The following is a 15,162-nucleotide window of genomic DNA, read 5'->3' on the forward strand; positions in this document are numbered from 1 at the left end:
TCCGGAAAGGGGAACGAAGTTTATGTACAAGCCCAAACCCTATAACGAACGCAGCGACGGCGGCAAAAAAACGATCGAGGTGTCGCAGTCCGAGATCGCCGCTTTTATCCGGACGATGCGCTACCTGAAATTTTCGTGCGGGGAGCCGGAGTGTCTGCCTTATGCCGGCAGCGACGCGCTCAACCGGCTGCTGGACGCGATGATCGACGCCGCGGACGAAAGCGCCCGGGAGCGCGAAGTGTTCGCGCAGCCGAATCCGACCGCCGAAATCTTTGTGCGCGGTCGGATCGCGCGGACGGAAGACGAAGAAAACGGCGAACTGGAGCCCGAACTGCTGGAGCTGGGCGCGGCGGCTTGTTTGTATCCGCATCCGACCGCCGAGCTGGAGCATCCGGGCGAAGAATGGAATTTCCTGCTGCCCGCGGAAAAAATCTATTCCGGCGAAGCGCTGGTCCAGCATCTGACGCGCGTGATGTACGAGGAAGGCAGTCCGGAGCGCATCGAAAAGGACTGGAGACGGATTCCGCTGCAAATTCGCAATCTGCTGGCCGCGATCGACTTCGATACCGAACTGCAAATGAACGGCCTGCTCGGCGCGCTCAGAAGCCGCTCGGGCCGCGGACCGGGACTGCTGGCCGGGATGTTCGCGGCGCTCGGACTGGACGAGGACTCGCGTTTGATCGCGGAGCTGTCGAAGCGGCGCGACACAGAAGAGAAAGGCGACCGGATCGACTACTCCGAATCGTTCTGGAACGCATTGTCGGAAGCGGAGCGGCGGCTGTCCGCGCTGCATGATCCCGATTTGTTTTACCGGAAAATGTTCGAATACGCGGAACCGAATCGATTGTCTTGTTCAAAACAGACCAACGGCGGCTCGTGACATGCGCCCGGAATATGCGGCGGCCGCTGCGGCGGCAATAGATTGCATTCCGCGACCGGACCGGGAAGAGAGGGATGAGCATGAGAATCGTTTCAATTTCCCCGCAGCCGGCGGATAACGTGCCTTACTGGTCGGCCGCTCCGGGCGGCGGCGCGGAGCCCGCGCTTCTGCCGGTGCATATCGGGGAAGTCGCCGGCCTGCCGGACAGTCTGGACGGCCTGATCGTCGCGTCGGACCTGCAGGGAGCGATGACCGCCGCACAAGCGCCGGTCCTGCTCGGAGAAGAACTTTCCGCGCGTCTGGAACTGCTGCTGGAGGTCGAGCTGCCGGAGATCGATCCCCGGCGCGTGCTTGCTCTGCTGTGCGGCGATTTGTACGCGGACCCCGCCGTGCGGGGATCGAGCGGCGATCCGCTGCCGGTCTGGCGTTCTTTGGGCCGCAGCTTCGGTTGGGTGGCGGGGGTGGCGGGCAATCACGACCGCTTCGCGCCGCAGAGCGCAAATGAACTTGCCGAAGCGGACCGGACCGCTTTTTTCGCCGCGCCGGGCGTCAAGACGTTCGCCGGCGTCGAGCTGGCCGGTCTGGGCGGCATCACCGGGCGTCCGGGAAGGCCGAATCGTATGCCGGAGCGAGAATTTATGGAGCAGCTGGAACGACTGCTTCGGACAGAGCCGGAAATCCTGCTGCTGCACCAGGGGCCGGATGCGCCCGAAGCCGGGTGTCGGGGAGATTCCCGGGTGCGCGGAATACTGGAAGCGGCGCGGACCTGCGCGCTCGTCTGCTGCGGACACGTGCACTGGGAGGAGCCGCTTGTCGAGATCGGCGGCGTTCAGGTGCTGAACGCGGACGGCAGGGCGTTTGTGTTCAGGCGCCGTTCGGCGCCGGATACCGGCGGCAGAGAACCCCTGACAACAGCTTGGACGGAGGAATGAACATGGATAAAGAACAAGCGATCGAAAAGCTGCGCATCCACGCTTTTATGCACGACGATCCGGAGCATGTAGGGATGCAGCGCGGGTTTCTCGGCATGCTGCGTCCTTTTCAAGGAATATTGATCGAAGAAAATTTCCGCGAGCTGATGCAAATCGTCGATACGCTCTCGGAAGAGCTGGAGAAAGAAGCGCTGGACCGCACGATCGTATCGGGATTATGGAGCATCTGCCAGTACGCGCGCGCCTGGGCCGTCGAGCCGGACGGCATGCTGCGCAAGAGCGACCTGATCTCCGACGAACAGCTCCGACTCATGGCGCAGTGGGTGGATATTCTGTCTTACGCCGTATCGACGCTGCTTGAAGGGGGAGGGCGCGAAGAAGCGTTCTGGGGCTACCGGGAGTATGTAAAAGAGCGGGAACGGACAGAAGGCGGGGAGCTCTCCTGAACGTTTTGCCCGATGCGCGCTCGCAGATTATGCCGAAGGAGTCGATCGAATATGCAGATTACGAAAACCAAACGGATCGGAAGCCGCGATTTCTTTTTGAAATGCGACTCGGCGCTCGAAGCGCAGGGAGAGTTCCTGCTGGATCTGTTCGAACGGACGGAAGCCGAAGCGGGATTTCTGGAAAACGGCATGAAAATCCAGGTCGGCTGGAGTATCCTGTTCGTGCACGAGCTGGACGATGCGGCAGTGGAGATTCTCGCGCCGGATTACGGCACGGACCCGTTCTCCCGCACGAGCGACGACTTGTCCGAGACGCTATCCGTCCAGCTTTCCCAGAATCAGGTGCTGAAGCTGACGGGCGCCTCGGGAGAAACGGCGCTGTTTCAAGACACCCTGATCGCTTCACAGCGGGCGCTCGAAGCCGGGCGCGTCTACCTGGAGCGCACCGATCACCGGGAGGACAGCCGCTCCGGCTGGTATCTGGGGCCGGCGGAGGGAAAGCCCGAGCAAGGCGAGCTGAAGCTGTACTATATCTTCCAGCTGCTCGAACTTCGACCGGGCGTGCTGAAAATGCTGTCGCTGCCCAAAGGTTATGCGGCCGTGCTGGACGGAGAAAACGTGGAGGCGGTGCTCGACGGAGAAGACCGGAATGTCTGGCCGGTCCGGCAATAAACGTCCAAGCCGCGGTAACGAAAGCGAAAAGCGGGTAAAGATACAATAAAGATAGAAAATTTTGCCGCCCGCTGCAACTTTATCGCGGCCTCGCGCGTCTATGGGTCGACAGCACGCTTTCATCTTTTTTGGCAAAGCGCGCGCTTTATGATAAAATGGGCTGTAGATTTTTTGCGGCGAGCGAGGGAGGGGCACGTTTTCGATGGAAGATTCCCAGTTGATTCGGGAGATTAAGGCGGGGAATGTCGAACTTTACTCGGTTCTCATGCGGCGCTACCAGCGCAAAATCCTGGCATTTACGTACTACATGTTGAAGGGCGCGGGCCTCGGTCATATCGCCGAAGACGTCAGTTCCGAAACTTTTTATAAAGCATTCAAAAGTCTTCAATCGTTTCGCGAGGTGGAAGCTTCTTTCTCCACGTGGCTGTATACGATTGCAAGAAATACCGCGCTCAGCGAACTGCGCAGGCACCGCGCGGCGAGCGTTCCGCTGGAAGACGGCGAGCTGGTGATGGATTCGTCGACGGACGCGGCGCCCGAACAGGCGCTGCTGCGCAGCGAACAGGTCGGCATGGTGCGCTCGGCGATCGACAATCTGCCGGAGAAACAGCGCGCGGCGCTGATTCTGCGCGAATACGACCAGATGGATTACCAGGAAATCGCCACGATTCTGGGGCAGAGCATCAGCTCGGTCAAATCGCTGCTGTTCCGGGCGCGGCTGAGCATCAAAAACCAATTGGAACCCTATTATTACGGCCCGGTCTACGAAGAAGAGGTTTACAAGGGGATGAGACCGAATGAAGGGTAGAGAAGAAGGCGGAAACCGCAGCGGTTTTCGCTGGAGTCCGCATGCGCAGCGGCAGCAAGACGCCAAAGACCCCGGATTTCGCCCGGAAGAACGGGAGATCGAAACGTTCGGAGCGGAAGAGCTGCCGGATCTGGACAAGCTGCTCAGAGAAGCGAGCCTGGACGCGCCCGATCTGGACGCGGAACGCATGAACCGCAAGGTCATGGACCGGATTTACGCCGAGTCGCCGTGGCTGCTGCCCGGAGAAGCGAAGACTTATGCTTCGCAGCACCGGTTCCGCAGCCGCGCCGCGGTCTGGATCGCCGCGCTGCTGGCCGTTTTTCTCGTCAGCTTCATTTATCTGGCCGGATGGGGCATTCCCGATCGGGAACAGTCCGCGGCGGGTTCCGTGCCCGCGGGCGTGATCGTTCAGCCGCTGACGGTCGAAGCCGGAACTTCCGATACGATCGCGGCGGACGAAGAACCGGCGTCGGGACGCGGGATCGTCGAACCTCTGGTCGCTCAGATCGGACCGACCCACCCGCAGTACTGGATGTTCCTGTCGCTGACCGGAATGGGCCTCGCGCTGCTGTCGCTGACTCGCATCGCCACAATGCGCAAATAAAGAACACACGCAGAGGAGCTGAATGGATTCGGATGTTAATCGGACTGATCAGACACGGGCTTACCGACTGGAACGCCGCGGGCCGCATTCAGGGACGCAGCGATATACCGTTGAACGAAGAAGGACGCAGACAGGCGCACCGGCTGGCGAAGCGCTTGAAAGGCGAGCCTTACCGCTGGGACTTCGCAATCTCCAGCGGCCTTCTGCGCGCGCGGGAGACTGCGCAGATTATCGCGTCGGCGCTCGATATTCCGCTGCTTGAAGCCGACGAGCGGCTGGCGGAGCGGGGATTCGGGCAGGTGGAAGGCATGACGCAGGCCGAACGCGAAGAACGCTTCGGAACCGATTGGAATTCGCTCGATATCGGCCAGGAGAAGCTTGAAGCGCTCGAAGAGCGGGCGCTGGCGTTTATGGACGATATCGAAACCAAGCATCCGGATCGCAACGTGCTCGTAATCAGCCACGGCGGACTGCTCGCGCAGCTGTACCTGGCGCTGTACGAAGGCCGCTATACCGAACGAATCGGCAATCTGGCGCTGACCGTGCTGGAGAAAGAAGGCGAGCTCTGGGAGCCGCTGCTTTACAACTGCACGAAGCATCTGCTGGAAGAACCTTCGGGCGATCGGCGAACGCTGTAACAACGAAAATTCGCGATTTCAACCTCATATCGGGCCTTCCGCCGCGGCGGAAGGCTTTTTCGCGTTATCCGGCGCCGGGAAGTGCTCGCTGAATAAAAATTATTTGTTTTATGCCTTTTTTTGGTGCACGGTGACTGTTTCTGGTTAAAAGCAGAGAAAGGAGAAGCCCTCGGCTTTGCCGGAAGCTTTTTGAGCCGGACAATCATGAGGGCGCTCACAGACAAACCAGCAGGGGTTCAGGGGAAACCCGGTTCCGGAATTTCTTTATCAAACAGTCGTCGAAACAAAAGCATGCCGGTTGTACAACGATAACTCGGGAGGTGCGTCCTTTGGACAAGATGAAAGCTGCTTACGAAGTGATGTTGGGTCTGGCCGCCGAGATGGTTTGGGACGAAGCACTGCGCAAACGGCGCTGTGAAACGCTGCAGCAGGATATCGACGCGGCGCTTGCCAGAGGAGACGAATTGGCCTTTCTGGCTTTGACCAGCGAATTGAAAACTTTGGAACGCGGGACGGAACCTACGACCGCATCTTAATGCTTGCCAACTTGGAGACGTGAAAGTTAAAATAAAAGCGGGTTCATAAAAAGCCTGACCGCCCTGTGCGGTCAGGCTTTTTATGGGATAAGACGTTCGAAACAAGCTTAACTTGATATCCGGGAGGAAAACGATGTCGCTTTCATGGATTTGGAGTCGCGCGCTGCTGACCGATCGCAGAATACTCTGGCTGCTGTTCGTCTGCAATTTGATCGGCACGGTATATGGGTACTACTGGTACGGAGGCCAGCTGATCGATATCTGGGATACGCATCCCGCGTGGCAGATCGTATTTGTGCCCGACAGCCCGACCGGCAGTTTGTTTTTTACGCTGGCGCTGCTCGGCCTGCTCTTTCCTCCGTCTTCGCGCTTGATGCGCGGCGTGAAGCATCTAATCGAAGCGCTGGCGGTGGTCACCTCGGTCAAATACGGCGTCTGGGCGATCTCGATCATTGTCTGGGACGCGGCGCTCGGCCAGCCGATCGAAGGCTTGAGCTGGATGCTGATCGCGTCGCACGGCATTATGGCGGTCGAAGCGCTGCTGTACGTGCGCTTTTTCACGCTGGGCACGCTCTGGCTGATTCCGGCGGCGATCTGGACGTTTGCGAACGATACGATGGATTATACATACGGCATCTATCCGTACCTGTCGCTGCAGCACATGGAACGGCTGAATCAGGTGCGCAATTTTACGTTCGCTTTGACCGCCGCCAGCGTGCTGGCCGCCTGGATCGCCGTTCGCGCGGCGGGGCGCGGCGCAAGATCGGCGAACCGATAAGACGGCAATAAAAGGTTTGTTTTCAAATTCCCTTTGCGATAACATATGAAAGAGTGAATCAGACCTTACACCGCAAAGGAGGCGGACCCGTTATGGAGAAGAGCCTGGCGGAGATGCAGCGCGAAGTCGACCGCTACATCTCGCAGTTCAAGGAAGGATATTTCAGTCCGCTGTCGATGCTGGCCCGCATGAGCGAAGAGGTCGGCGAGCTGGCGCGGGAAGTGAACCACAGCTTCGGCGAGAAGCCGAAAAAGAACAGCGAGGACGACAATTCGATCGAATTGGAGCTGGGCGATATTTTGTTTATCACGCTCTGCTTCGCCAATTCGCTGAATATCGATCTGACCGAAGCGCACGACCGGGTGATGCATAAATTTGCGACGCGCGACAAAGACCGCTGGACGCGCATCGACGCCGAAGACGGAGCGCGGGAGGGAGAACAAGCATGAGCGAAACAATCAAAGTGGCCGTTGCCGGAGCCGGCGGACGGATGGGACGCGAAGTCGTCAAAATGGTGCTGGCGGACGAAAGTCTCGAACTGGTCGCCGCGGTGGACCGTTCGGGCGCGGGCAGCGACGCGGGCGAATTAGCCGGCGGCAAAGCGTGCGGCATCGTCACGGCGGACGATCTGGACGCGGCGCTTGCGCAGAGCCAACCGGACGTGCTGGTGGACTTCACCGTCCCGTCCGTCGTCTACGGCAATACCGTAACGGCGATCAAGCACGGCGTTCGCCCCGTAGTGGGCGCGACCGGCTTTACGCCGCAGCAGATCGAAGAATTGGACGGACTGTGCCGCGAAGCGGGGATCGGCGGGCTGATCGCGCCGAACTTCTCGATCGGCGCGATCCTGATGATGCAGTTCGCGGCCAAAGCGGCCGAGTACCTGCCCCACGTGGAGATTATCGAGACTCACGGCGACCAGAAGCTCGACGCGCCTTCGGGCACCGCAATCAAAACGGCGGAGCTGATCGCCAAAGGACGCGAGAAGATCAAGCAGGGCAACCCGAACGAAGAAGAGATTCTGCCGGGCGCAAGAGGCGGCGAATACGAAGGTTTCCGCATCCACAGCCTGCGTCTGCCGGGCGTGTTCGCGCAGCAGGAAGTGGTATTCGGCGGCTACGGGCAGAGCCTCAAGATCCGCCACGACTCCTACGAGCGCGCGGGCTATATGCCGGGCGTCAATATCGGGATCAAAAAAGTGATGGAATATAGCGGCATGATCTACGGTTTCGAGCATTTGATGTAGGCGCAGCGGCTTGCCAAGCGAGACAAGCCCGCAGTTTATCGATAAATCGGAAAGAGGGAATTCGATGAAGATCGCATTTATCGCGCACGACCGCAAAAAAGACGAGATGGTCAATTTCGTGACCGCTTACGAGCAGGCTTTCGAAGGCTGCCGGCTGTATTCCACGGGCACGACGGGGCAGCGCATCATGGAAGCGACGAGTCTGAACATTCACCGCTTTCTGTCCGGACCGCTCGGCGGCGACCAGCAGATCGGCGCGCTGGTGGCGGAAAACGAGCTGGATCTGATTATTTTCCTGCGCGACCCGCTGATGGCCCAGCCGCACGAGCCGGATATTACCGCGCTGCTTCGCATCTGCGACGTGCAGGGCATTCCGGTGGCGACCAACGTGGCGACCGCCGAAATTCTCGTCAAAGCGCTGATGCGCGGCGATTTCGGCTGGCGCGAGCTGGTGCACAAATACAAACCGGGAATCGAAGGCAATGAGTGATCGCGGCCAGACGCTCGATATTCTCGTGTTCGGCGCCCACGCCGACGACGCGGAGATCGGGATGGGCGGGACGATCGTCAAGCATACGCGCGCGGGTTATCGCGTCGGCATCTGCGATCTGACGTTCGCGGAGATGTCGTCCAACGGCACGGTGGAGCTGCGCAAACAAGAAGCCGAGGCGGCGTCCGCCGTGCTCGGCCTCTCCGCGCGCGGCAATCTCGGCCTGCCGGACCGCGGACTTGCGCGCACCGACGAGCATATCCGGGCGATCGCGGCCGAGGTTCGGCGCCGGGCGCCGAAAATCGTTTTCGCTCCCTACTGGGAAGACCGTCATCCCGACCATATCGCCTGCAGCGGACTGGTCGAGGAAGCGGTGTTCAACGCCAAGCTGCGCCGGTATATGCCCGAGCTTGCGCCGGTAACGGTGGGCCAGCTGTATTTTTACTTCATTAACGATCCGGGGCGCTCCGACCTGATGGTCGACGTGACGGACGTATACGAGGCGAAGGAAACCGCGCTGCGCTGCTACGAATCGCAGTTTACGGGACCGAAGCAGGGATTGGATGCCGTGGCGACGCCGCTGACCGCGCAGTATGTGGAACGGGTGAAAGCGCGCGATTCGCTGCTCGGACAAAAAAGGGGCGTCGGCTACGCGGAAGGCTTTGCGTCCCGTCTGCCGTACGCGGTTAATCTGTTTTAAAACGCGCTCAAGTTAGGTTCGAACGTCAAAAAGGGATCGCAGCGAGAAAGGAGTTCCGGGCTTAATGAACGACACACTCAAAATCGGCATCACCTGCTACCCCTCCCTCGGCGGATCGGGAGTCGTGGCGACGGAACTGGGCAAGCTGCTGGCGGAAAAAGGACATGAAGTCCATTTTATTACGCACAGCATTCCTTTCCGGCTGGGTGCCTTTCATAAAAATATTCATTATCACGAAGTGGAAGTCAGCGACTATTACGTGTTCCGCTATCCGCCGTACGATCTGTCGCTCGCTTCCAAAATGGCGCAGGTGGTCAAACGCGAAAAGCTCGATATTCTGCACGTCCACTACGCGGTGCCGCACGCGGTCTGCGCGTATCTGGCGAAGCAAATGGTCGGCGAAGATTTGAAGATCGTGACCACGCTGCACGGGACCGATATTACGGTGCTGGGGCAGGACGTGACGCTTAAAGACCTGATCGGTCTTGCCATCAACCGCAGCGACGCGGTGACGGCGGTGTCGGCGGACCTGATCCGTCAAACGCGCGAAGCGCTGGACATCACCCGCGATATCGACCTGACGTACAACTTTATCGACAAAAGGGTGTATTATCCGCGCGAAGTCGCCGGACTTCGCGGCGACTTCGCGGCGCCGGACGAGAAGATCCTGATGCATATCTCGAACTTTCGGCCGGTCAAACGGGTGCCCGACGTGATCGACGTGTTTCACCGCGTGAACCGGGAGATGCCGGCGAAGCTGCTGCTGGTCGGCGAGGGGCCGGATATGCCGAAGGTGCAGAGCAAGATCAGGGAGCTGGGACTGGAAGACAAGATTCATTTTCTCGGCAAACAAGACGAGATCGCGCAGGTGATTTCGCTGGCGGATATTCTGCTGCTGCCGTCTGAAAAAGAAAGCTTCGGCCTGGTCGCGCTGGAAGCGATGGCGTGCGGCGTGCCGACGGTCGGTTCGGAAGCGGGCGGTATTCCGGAGCTGGTGGAGCACGGCGTCACGGGCTATCTGGCCCCGATCGGCGATACGGAAGCGATGGCGCGCTATGCGGCGGAGCTGCTGCGCGACGGAAGCAAGCGGGCGCGGATGCGCGAAGCCTGCCTGGAGCGGGCGCATACGAAATTCTGCGACAAAAAGATTACCCGGGAATACGAAGAAATTTATTACCGCGTGCTGGGACGCAAGCAGCCGTGCGCGATTGCGCAGGGCTGAACGCGCATCCTGCGCGCGACGACGGAAACGGAGTTGAAATCCTTGACGCAGTGGAAACATGCACACCCGGAAGAAGTGCGATTGAGCGCGGAGATTCTGCGTACGCTCGAACAAGCGGGGCACGAAGCCTGCTGGGTGGGCGGATGCGTCCGCGACGAGCTGATCGGCCGGCCGGTCAACGATATGGATATCGCGACTTCGGCGCGTCCGGAAGAAGTGACCGCGCTGTTCGAACGCACGGTGCCGACCGGGATCGAGCACGGCACCGTGACGGTCGTGCTGGAGAAAAGACCGTTTGAAGTGACGACCTTCCGGACGGAGTCGGAGTACAAAGACTTCCGTCGGCCCGAGGAGGTCGTCTTCGTGCGGTCGCTGGAAGAGGACCTGCGCCGGCGCGACTTTACGATGAACGCGATCGCCCGCGGCCTCGACGGGCGATATATCGATCCGTACGACGGGCGCGGAGATCTCGCGCGCGGAATTATTCGCTGCGTGGGCGACGCGCGCGAGCGGTTCCGCGAAGACGCGCTGCGCATGCTGCGCGGCGTGCGCTTCGCTTCCGTGTTCGGCTTCGGGCTTGAGCCGGACACCTGGGAAGCGCTGCTCGAACTGCGCGGCAATATGGTCCATATCGCCGCGGAGCGCATTCGCGCCGAGCTGGAGAAAATGCTCGGCGGCCCCCGGCCGGAGGAAGGACTCCGGCTGCTTGAGCGCAGCGCGCTGCTGGCGGAAGCGAAGATTCCGCTGCCGCCGGAGCGGTTGGCGGAGGCGCAGGAGCGGGGCTTCGCTTCGCTCGGCGAAGTGCCGGCGCAGCCGGCCGAGCTGCGCTGGGCCGCGCTGCTGGCGCGGCTGGGCGTGACCGGCGAAGAAGCGGAGCGGACGCTGAAGAGCTGGACGTTCTCCGGCGGCTTCGCCAAAGCCGCCGCGGCGGTGCTGCGGATCGACGCGCGGATGGGCGCGGAGGAAGCGGAAAGCGGCGGCAACGGCAAAGCCGGGGGAGACGCGGAAAGCGGCGAGGCGGCCGCGGCGGAGCAAAGCGCAGCGCCGCAGGCTGGGCGGCGCAGCAGCCCGCCGGAGGAGAAAATCGGCGGCGGAGCGGCCGATTCCGGCGCAAACCGCGGGCCGCAGGCGGTGCGGCCAGGCGCCGCACCGGAGGATGAAGCCGGCGGCGCGCAAGCCGAGCGGAGGCTCGCGTTCGTGCGCGCGGTGCTCGATTTCGGCCGGACCGCGGCCGAAAGCTGGCTGCTTTACCGCTCCGCGGCGGACGGAGCGGACGAAGAACGGGCCGCCGCGCGCTCGCAGGCGGCCGGCTGGCTTGCGGCGATACCCGCGGAATCGCCGCGGGAGCTGGCGCTCGGCGGCACGGAGATCGCCGAGCATTTAAGCCGCGCGCCCGGCCCGTGGCTCGGCGCGCTGATCCGGCGGCTGCTCGAAGCCGCCGCCCTGGGCCGCGCGGCCAACGAGCGGGCCGCGCTGCTGCAAGAGATCGCCCGGCTTGAAAGCGAGCCGGGCACCGCCGCCGATTCCGCGCCGCCGAATCGGCCGAAGGAGGCGAAGCCGCAATGAGCGATCGCGAAGTTCCGCGCGAAGAAGCGGCCGGCAGCCGCGACCGGCTGTTGGACATGTTCGAAGCCGCCGCCGGACAATATCTGTCCGGCGAAGAGATCAGCCGCCGGCTCGGCGTGAGCCGCACGGCGGTATGGAAACAAATCCGGCGCCTCAAGGACGCCGGATACGTATTCGACGCCGCGCCCAAGCTCGGCTATCGCCTAGCGGCTTCCGCCGCGGCGCTGGACGCGCGCCGGATCGAAGCTTCGCTGCGAACGCGGCGCTTCGGCCGCAGTCTGACCGTGCTGGCGCGGACGGACTCCACGCAGACCGAAGCGGAGAACCTGGCGCGCGCCGGGGCGCCGGAAGGCACGCTCGTCGTCGCCGAGGAGCAGACGAGCGGCCGCGGCCGGCAGGGCCGCGTTTGGCATTCGCCGCCCGGACGCGGCGTCTGGATGAGCGCGGTGCTGCGCCCGGAAGGGCCGCTGACCGCCGTGCCGCAGCTGACGCTGCTGGCGGCCGTGGCCGTGTGCCGCGCCATCCGCGCCGAGACCGGCGTGCAGGCCGGCATCAAATGGCCGAACGACCTGCTGGCGGACGGCCGCAAGCTGTGCGGCATTCTGCTGGAAGCCGTCGTCGAAGACGGCCGGGTGCGGCACTGTATCATGGGAATCGGAATCGACGCCAATCTGGAAGAAGCCGATTACCCGGAAGAACTGCGTCAAAAGGTCACTTCGCTGCGCCGCGAATCCGGAAAGGAAGTCGACCGTTCGGCGCTGATCGCCGCCGTGATGAACGAGTTCGAATCGCTGCTGTCGCTGCATGCCGAGCACGGTTTTCAACCGATTCGACTGCTGTGGGAATCGCTCAGCGTGACGCTGGGCCGCGAGATCGTCGTCCGCGACGCGCGCGGCGAACGCCGCGGACGGGCCGCGGGACTCGGGGAACAAGGAGAACTTCGGCTTGAGACGGAGGACGGCGAGGTACTGCCGGTCTATTCCGGCGATATCGAGCTGTATCCGGGCAGGGCGTCCGGGGACGATCCAAAAGAAAGATGATTTATTTTTGAAACTTTGTTATACTTGCGGTGTGGAGGCGGTATCGGCGAACGACGGCGAACCGCACTGCCGCAAACAGCAAACGTGCAGCAAACCGAAAGCCGGCGCAAAGCCGGGCAAGCATCAAGAACAGGCAGCCGGACGATCCGTTCCGGACTGAAGCAAGGCCCTGCAGTTCTGCTCTGAGCCGTATGAGGACCGAGACAGAAGGGAGAAGCGAATATTCGAGCGCGTTTCTTCTGAACTTTTCGGCCCTTTTGGTGACAGCTAAAAGGTTTTTTGCGTTGGACGGATTTGTAAATCCTTTGCAAACAACCTCGACTATCCACAAAAGGAGCCTGATTAAAAATGGCAGCAAAAAAAGCGTTGAACGTTGTGAAAATCCGGAAAATGAAACAGCAAAGCGAGCGTCTGACGATGATTACCGCTTACGATTATCCGTCCGCGAAACTGGCGGAGGAAGCGGGCGTCGATCTGATCCTGGTCGGCGATTCGCTGGGCAACGTCGTCCTCGGTTACGATTCGACGATTCCCGTTACGCTGGACGACATGGTTTATCATACAAGAGCGACCGCGCGCGGCGCGCAGAATACGTTTATCGTCGCCGACATGCCGTTTATGACGTATCACGGCGGCACGGACGAAACGCTCAAAGGCGTGCGCCGGCTGATGCAGGAAGGCCGCGCGCACGCGGTCAAGATGGAAGGCGGCCTGGAGATCGCGGCGGCGGTCAAGTCGATCGTGCAGGCCGGCGTGCCGGTGCTGGGACATATCGGCCTGACGCCGCAGTCGGTCAATACGATCGGCGGCTACCGCGTGCAGGGCAAAGACGAAGCGGATGCCAAGCGGCTGATGGAAGAAGCCAAAGCGCTCGAAGCGGCCGGCGCGTTCGCGGTCGTGCTGGAGCTGGTGGCCGAAGAAACGGCGGCGGCCATCACGCGCGAACTGTCGATCCCGACAATCGGCATCGGCGCCGGCCGGGAATGCGACGGACAGGTGCTGGTGTTCCACGACGTGGTCAAATACGCTTCGCCTTATATGGAGAAGAAATTCGTCAAAACGTTCGCCGACGTCGGCGCGCAGATCCGCGGCGGTATCGAGGATTACGTGAGCGAAGTCAAAAGCGGCGCTTTCCCGGCCGAGCAGCATGTATTCCGCGCCGATGCCGGCGTGACCGAATCGCTGGACTCGCTGTACGGCGGAGGCAAAACCGAAGAATCTTCGGAGCGGACGGAGCCGCAAACGACGGTACAATCGCCGGATGCGGCGGCCGATAAAGAAAAAGTGGGTGCGCGCGGATGAACGCGTCTCCCCAAATTGCGCGTACGATCGCCGAAGTCCGCGGCTTGATTGAACGGCTGCGCGCCGAACGCGCCGGCGGCGAATCCGGAAACGAAGTCGGCTTCGTGCCGACGATGGGTTATCTGCACGAAGGCCATGCCAGCCTGCTGCGCCGGGCGCGGCGGGAAAACGGAATTACGGCGCTGAGCATTTTCGTCAATCCGATCCAGTTCGGACCGAACGAAGATCTGGAACGTTATCCGCGCAGCGAGGAAGCGGATCTGGAGCTTGCGGCGCGCGAAGGCGTCGATGTGGTCTTCCTGCCTTCGGCGCAAGAAATGTATCCCGCACAGCGCAGAACGACCGTTGCCGTAACCGGCGTGACCGAACGGCTCTGCGGCGCTTCGCGTCCCGGACATTTCGACGGCGTGGCGACGGTTGTCTCCAAGCTGTTCAACATCGTCAAGCCGGATAAAGCCTACTTCGGCGCCAAAGATGCCCAGCAGGTGGCGGTGCTGCAAAAAATGGTGTCCGATCTCAACATGGATGTGCGGATCGTGCCGTGCCCGATCGTGCGCGAAGCCGACGGACTGGCGCTCAGCTCCCGCAACGTATATCTGAGCGAAGAACAGCGCCGCGAGGCGCTCGTGCTATCGCGTTCGCTGCGCGAAGCGTCGGCGCGAATCGAATCCGAAGCGGAGGTTACGCCGGAGCAGATCGTTGCAGGCGTAACCGGCAGTATCCAGGCATCGCCGCTCGCACAGATCGACTATGTGGAACTGCTGACGTTCCCGGAACTGCAGCCGCTCGATCCGAAGCGGGATCTGTCCGATCTTCGCGATTCCGGCGGTTCCGTCATTCTGGCGCTGGCCGTCAAGTTCGGTTCGACAAGACTGATCGACAACGCGATTTTGAATCTCAAGGAGGCCCCTTTGCATGTATAGAACGATGATGAAATCCAAGATTCACCGCGCGACCGTCACGGAAGCGAACCTGAACTACGTCGGCAGCATCACGATCGACGAAGACCTGATGGACGCCGCCGACCTGCTGGAGAACGAGAAAGTCCAAATCGTCGACAACAATAACGGCGAACGCCTGGAAACGTACGTGATTCCGGGTCTGCGCGGCAGCGGCGTAATCTGCCTGAACGGCGCGGCGGCGCGCCGCGTTCAGCCGGGCGATACGGTCATCATTATCTCGTACGCTTCGCTTTCGAACGAAGAAGCGCATCTGCACAAGCCGACCGTCGTGTTCGTGGACGAAGGCAACCGCGCGATCGAGACGGCAGCCAAGGAAGTTCACGCGACGATCCGTTAATTT

At 61.4% G+C, this 15,162-nt stretch carries 19 protein-coding genes; all 19 read left to right on the top strand.

The genetic code is table 11. The annotated features are described in order from the left end of the window. Window positions 1–22: 22 nt before the first annotated feature. The 19 genes from QWJ34_RS07595 to panD all read left to right on the top strand — a co-directional run bounded on the left by QWJ34_RS07595 (window position 23) and on the right by panD (window position 15,159). On the top strand, window positions 23–880 hold the full coding sequence (locus QWJ34_RS07595; RefSeq protein ID WP_302726590.1) for a hypothetical protein: 858 nt from the start codon (window positions 23–25) through the stop codon (window positions 878–880). 80 nt (window positions 881–960) lie between these two features. Beyond that, entirely contained in the window at window positions 961–1,812 is an 852-nt protein-coding gene (locus QWJ34_RS07600) for a metallophosphoesterase family protein (RefSeq protein ID WP_302726591.1), read from the top strand. A 2-nt stretch (window positions 1,813–1,814) separates the two neighbouring features. Further along, window positions 1,815–2,258, top strand: a complete 444-nt coding sequence (locus QWJ34_RS07605) for a hypothetical protein (RefSeq protein ID WP_302726593.1) — start codon at window positions 1,815–1,817, stop codon at window positions 2,256–2,258. A gap of 51 nt (window positions 2,259–2,309) precedes the next feature. Beyond that, window positions 2,310–2,930 carry an immunity protein Imm33 domain-containing protein gene (locus QWJ34_RS07610; protein ID WP_302726595.1) on the top strand — a complete coding sequence of 207 codons (621 nt, stop codon included), beginning with the start codon at window positions 2,310–2,312 and terminating at the stop codon, window positions 2,928–2,930. A gap of 202 nt (window positions 2,931–3,132) precedes the next feature. Beyond that, window positions 3,133–3,738, top strand: coding sequence for an RNA polymerase sigma factor (locus QWJ34_RS07615; protein ID WP_302726596.1), 606 nt, complete (start codon window positions 3,133–3,135; stop codon window positions 3,736–3,738). Continuing rightward, complete coding sequence (locus QWJ34_RS07620) at window positions 3,728–4,342, top strand: anti-sigma factor (protein ID WP_302726597.1); 615 nt, start codon at window positions 3,728–3,730, stop codon at window positions 4,340–4,342. The genes QWJ34_RS07615 and QWJ34_RS07620 overlap by 11 nt, the downstream gene beginning before the upstream one ends. Window positions 4,343–4,374: 32 nt before the next feature. Next, the gene (locus QWJ34_RS07625; protein WP_302726599.1) at window positions 4,375–4,980 is read left to right on the top strand and encodes a histidine phosphatase family protein; all 606 of its coding nucleotides are present in this window, start codon (window positions 4,375–4,377) and stop codon (window positions 4,978–4,980) included. A 329-nt stretch (window positions 4,981–5,309) separates the two neighbouring features. Then, complete coding sequence (locus QWJ34_RS07630; protein ID WP_302726601.1) at window positions 5,310–5,516, top strand: IDEAL domain-containing protein; 207 nt, start codon at window positions 5,310–5,312, stop codon at window positions 5,514–5,516. Window positions 5,517–5,649: 133 nt separating this feature from the next. Then, window positions 5,650–6,294, top strand: coding sequence for a DUF1405 domain-containing protein (locus tag QWJ34_RS07635; RefSeq protein WP_302726603.1), 645 nt, complete (start codon window positions 5,650–5,652; stop codon window positions 6,292–6,294). A gap of 92 nt (window positions 6,295–6,386) precedes the next feature. Next, window positions 6,387–6,743: a nucleotide pyrophosphohydrolase gene (locus tag QWJ34_RS07640; RefSeq protein ID WP_302726605.1), complete on the top strand. Its 357-nt coding sequence runs from the start codon at window positions 6,387–6,389 to the stop codon at window positions 6,741–6,743. Continuing rightward, window positions 6,740–7,540: a 4-hydroxy-tetrahydrodipicolinate reductase gene (gene dapB / locus QWJ34_RS07645; protein ID WP_302726607.1), complete on the top strand. Its 801-nt coding sequence runs from the start codon at window positions 6,740–6,742 to the stop codon at window positions 7,538–7,540. Before QWJ34_RS07640 ends, dapB begins: the two co-directional genes overlap by 4 nt. 64 nt (window positions 7,541–7,604) lie before the next feature. Beyond that, window positions 7,605–8,030 (top strand): methylglyoxal synthase, encoded by a 426-nt coding sequence (mgsA, locus tag QWJ34_RS07650; protein WP_302726609.1) that lies wholly within the window; start codon window positions 7,605–7,607, stop codon window positions 8,028–8,030. Further along, window positions 8,023–8,730: a bacillithiol biosynthesis deacetylase BshB1 gene (gene bshB1, locus QWJ34_RS07655; RefSeq protein ID WP_302726610.1), complete on the top strand. Its 708-nt coding sequence runs from the start codon at window positions 8,023–8,025 to the stop codon at window positions 8,728–8,730. The genes mgsA and bshB1 overlap by 8 nt, the downstream gene beginning before the upstream one ends. A gap of 64 nt (window positions 8,731–8,794) precedes the next feature. Further along, on the top strand, window positions 8,795–9,952 hold the full coding sequence (gene bshA, locus QWJ34_RS07660; protein ID WP_302726611.1) for an N-acetyl-alpha-D-glucosaminyl L-malate synthase BshA: 1,158 nt from the start codon (window positions 8,795–8,797) through the stop codon (window positions 9,950–9,952). A gap of 42 nt (window positions 9,953–9,994) precedes the next feature. Next, window positions 9,995–11,518, top strand: a complete 1,524-nt coding sequence (locus QWJ34_RS07665; protein WP_302726613.1) for a CCA tRNA nucleotidyltransferase — start codon at window positions 9,995–9,997, stop codon at window positions 11,516–11,518. Continuing rightward, entirely contained in the window at window positions 11,515–12,558 is a 1,044-nt protein-coding gene (locus tag QWJ34_RS07670; RefSeq protein ID WP_302726615.1) for a biotin--[acetyl-CoA-carboxylase] ligase, read from the top strand. Before QWJ34_RS07665 ends, QWJ34_RS07670 begins: the two co-directional genes overlap by 4 nt. Window positions 12,559–12,906: 348 nt before the next feature. After that, complete coding sequence (gene panB, locus QWJ34_RS07675) at window positions 12,907–13,860, top strand: 3-methyl-2-oxobutanoate hydroxymethyltransferase (protein ID WP_302726617.1); 954 nt, start codon at window positions 12,907–12,909, stop codon at window positions 13,858–13,860. Further along, window positions 13,857–14,783 (top strand): pantoate--beta-alanine ligase, encoded by a 927-nt coding sequence (gene panC, locus QWJ34_RS07680; RefSeq protein ID WP_302726619.1) that lies wholly within the window; start codon window positions 13,857–13,859, stop codon window positions 14,781–14,783. Before panB ends, panC begins: the two co-directional genes overlap by 4 nt. Next, entirely contained in the window at window positions 14,776–15,159 is a 384-nt protein-coding gene (panD, locus tag QWJ34_RS07685; RefSeq protein ID WP_302726621.1) for an aspartate 1-decarboxylase, read from the top strand. The genes panC and panD overlap by 8 nt, the downstream gene beginning before the upstream one ends. Window positions 15,160–15,162 lie beyond the last annotated feature (3 nt).

The organism is Saccharibacillus sp. CPCC 101409, from assembly GCF_030518235.1.
Taxonomy (GTDB): Bacteria; Bacillota; Bacilli; order Paenibacillales; family Paenibacillaceae; genus Saccharibacillus.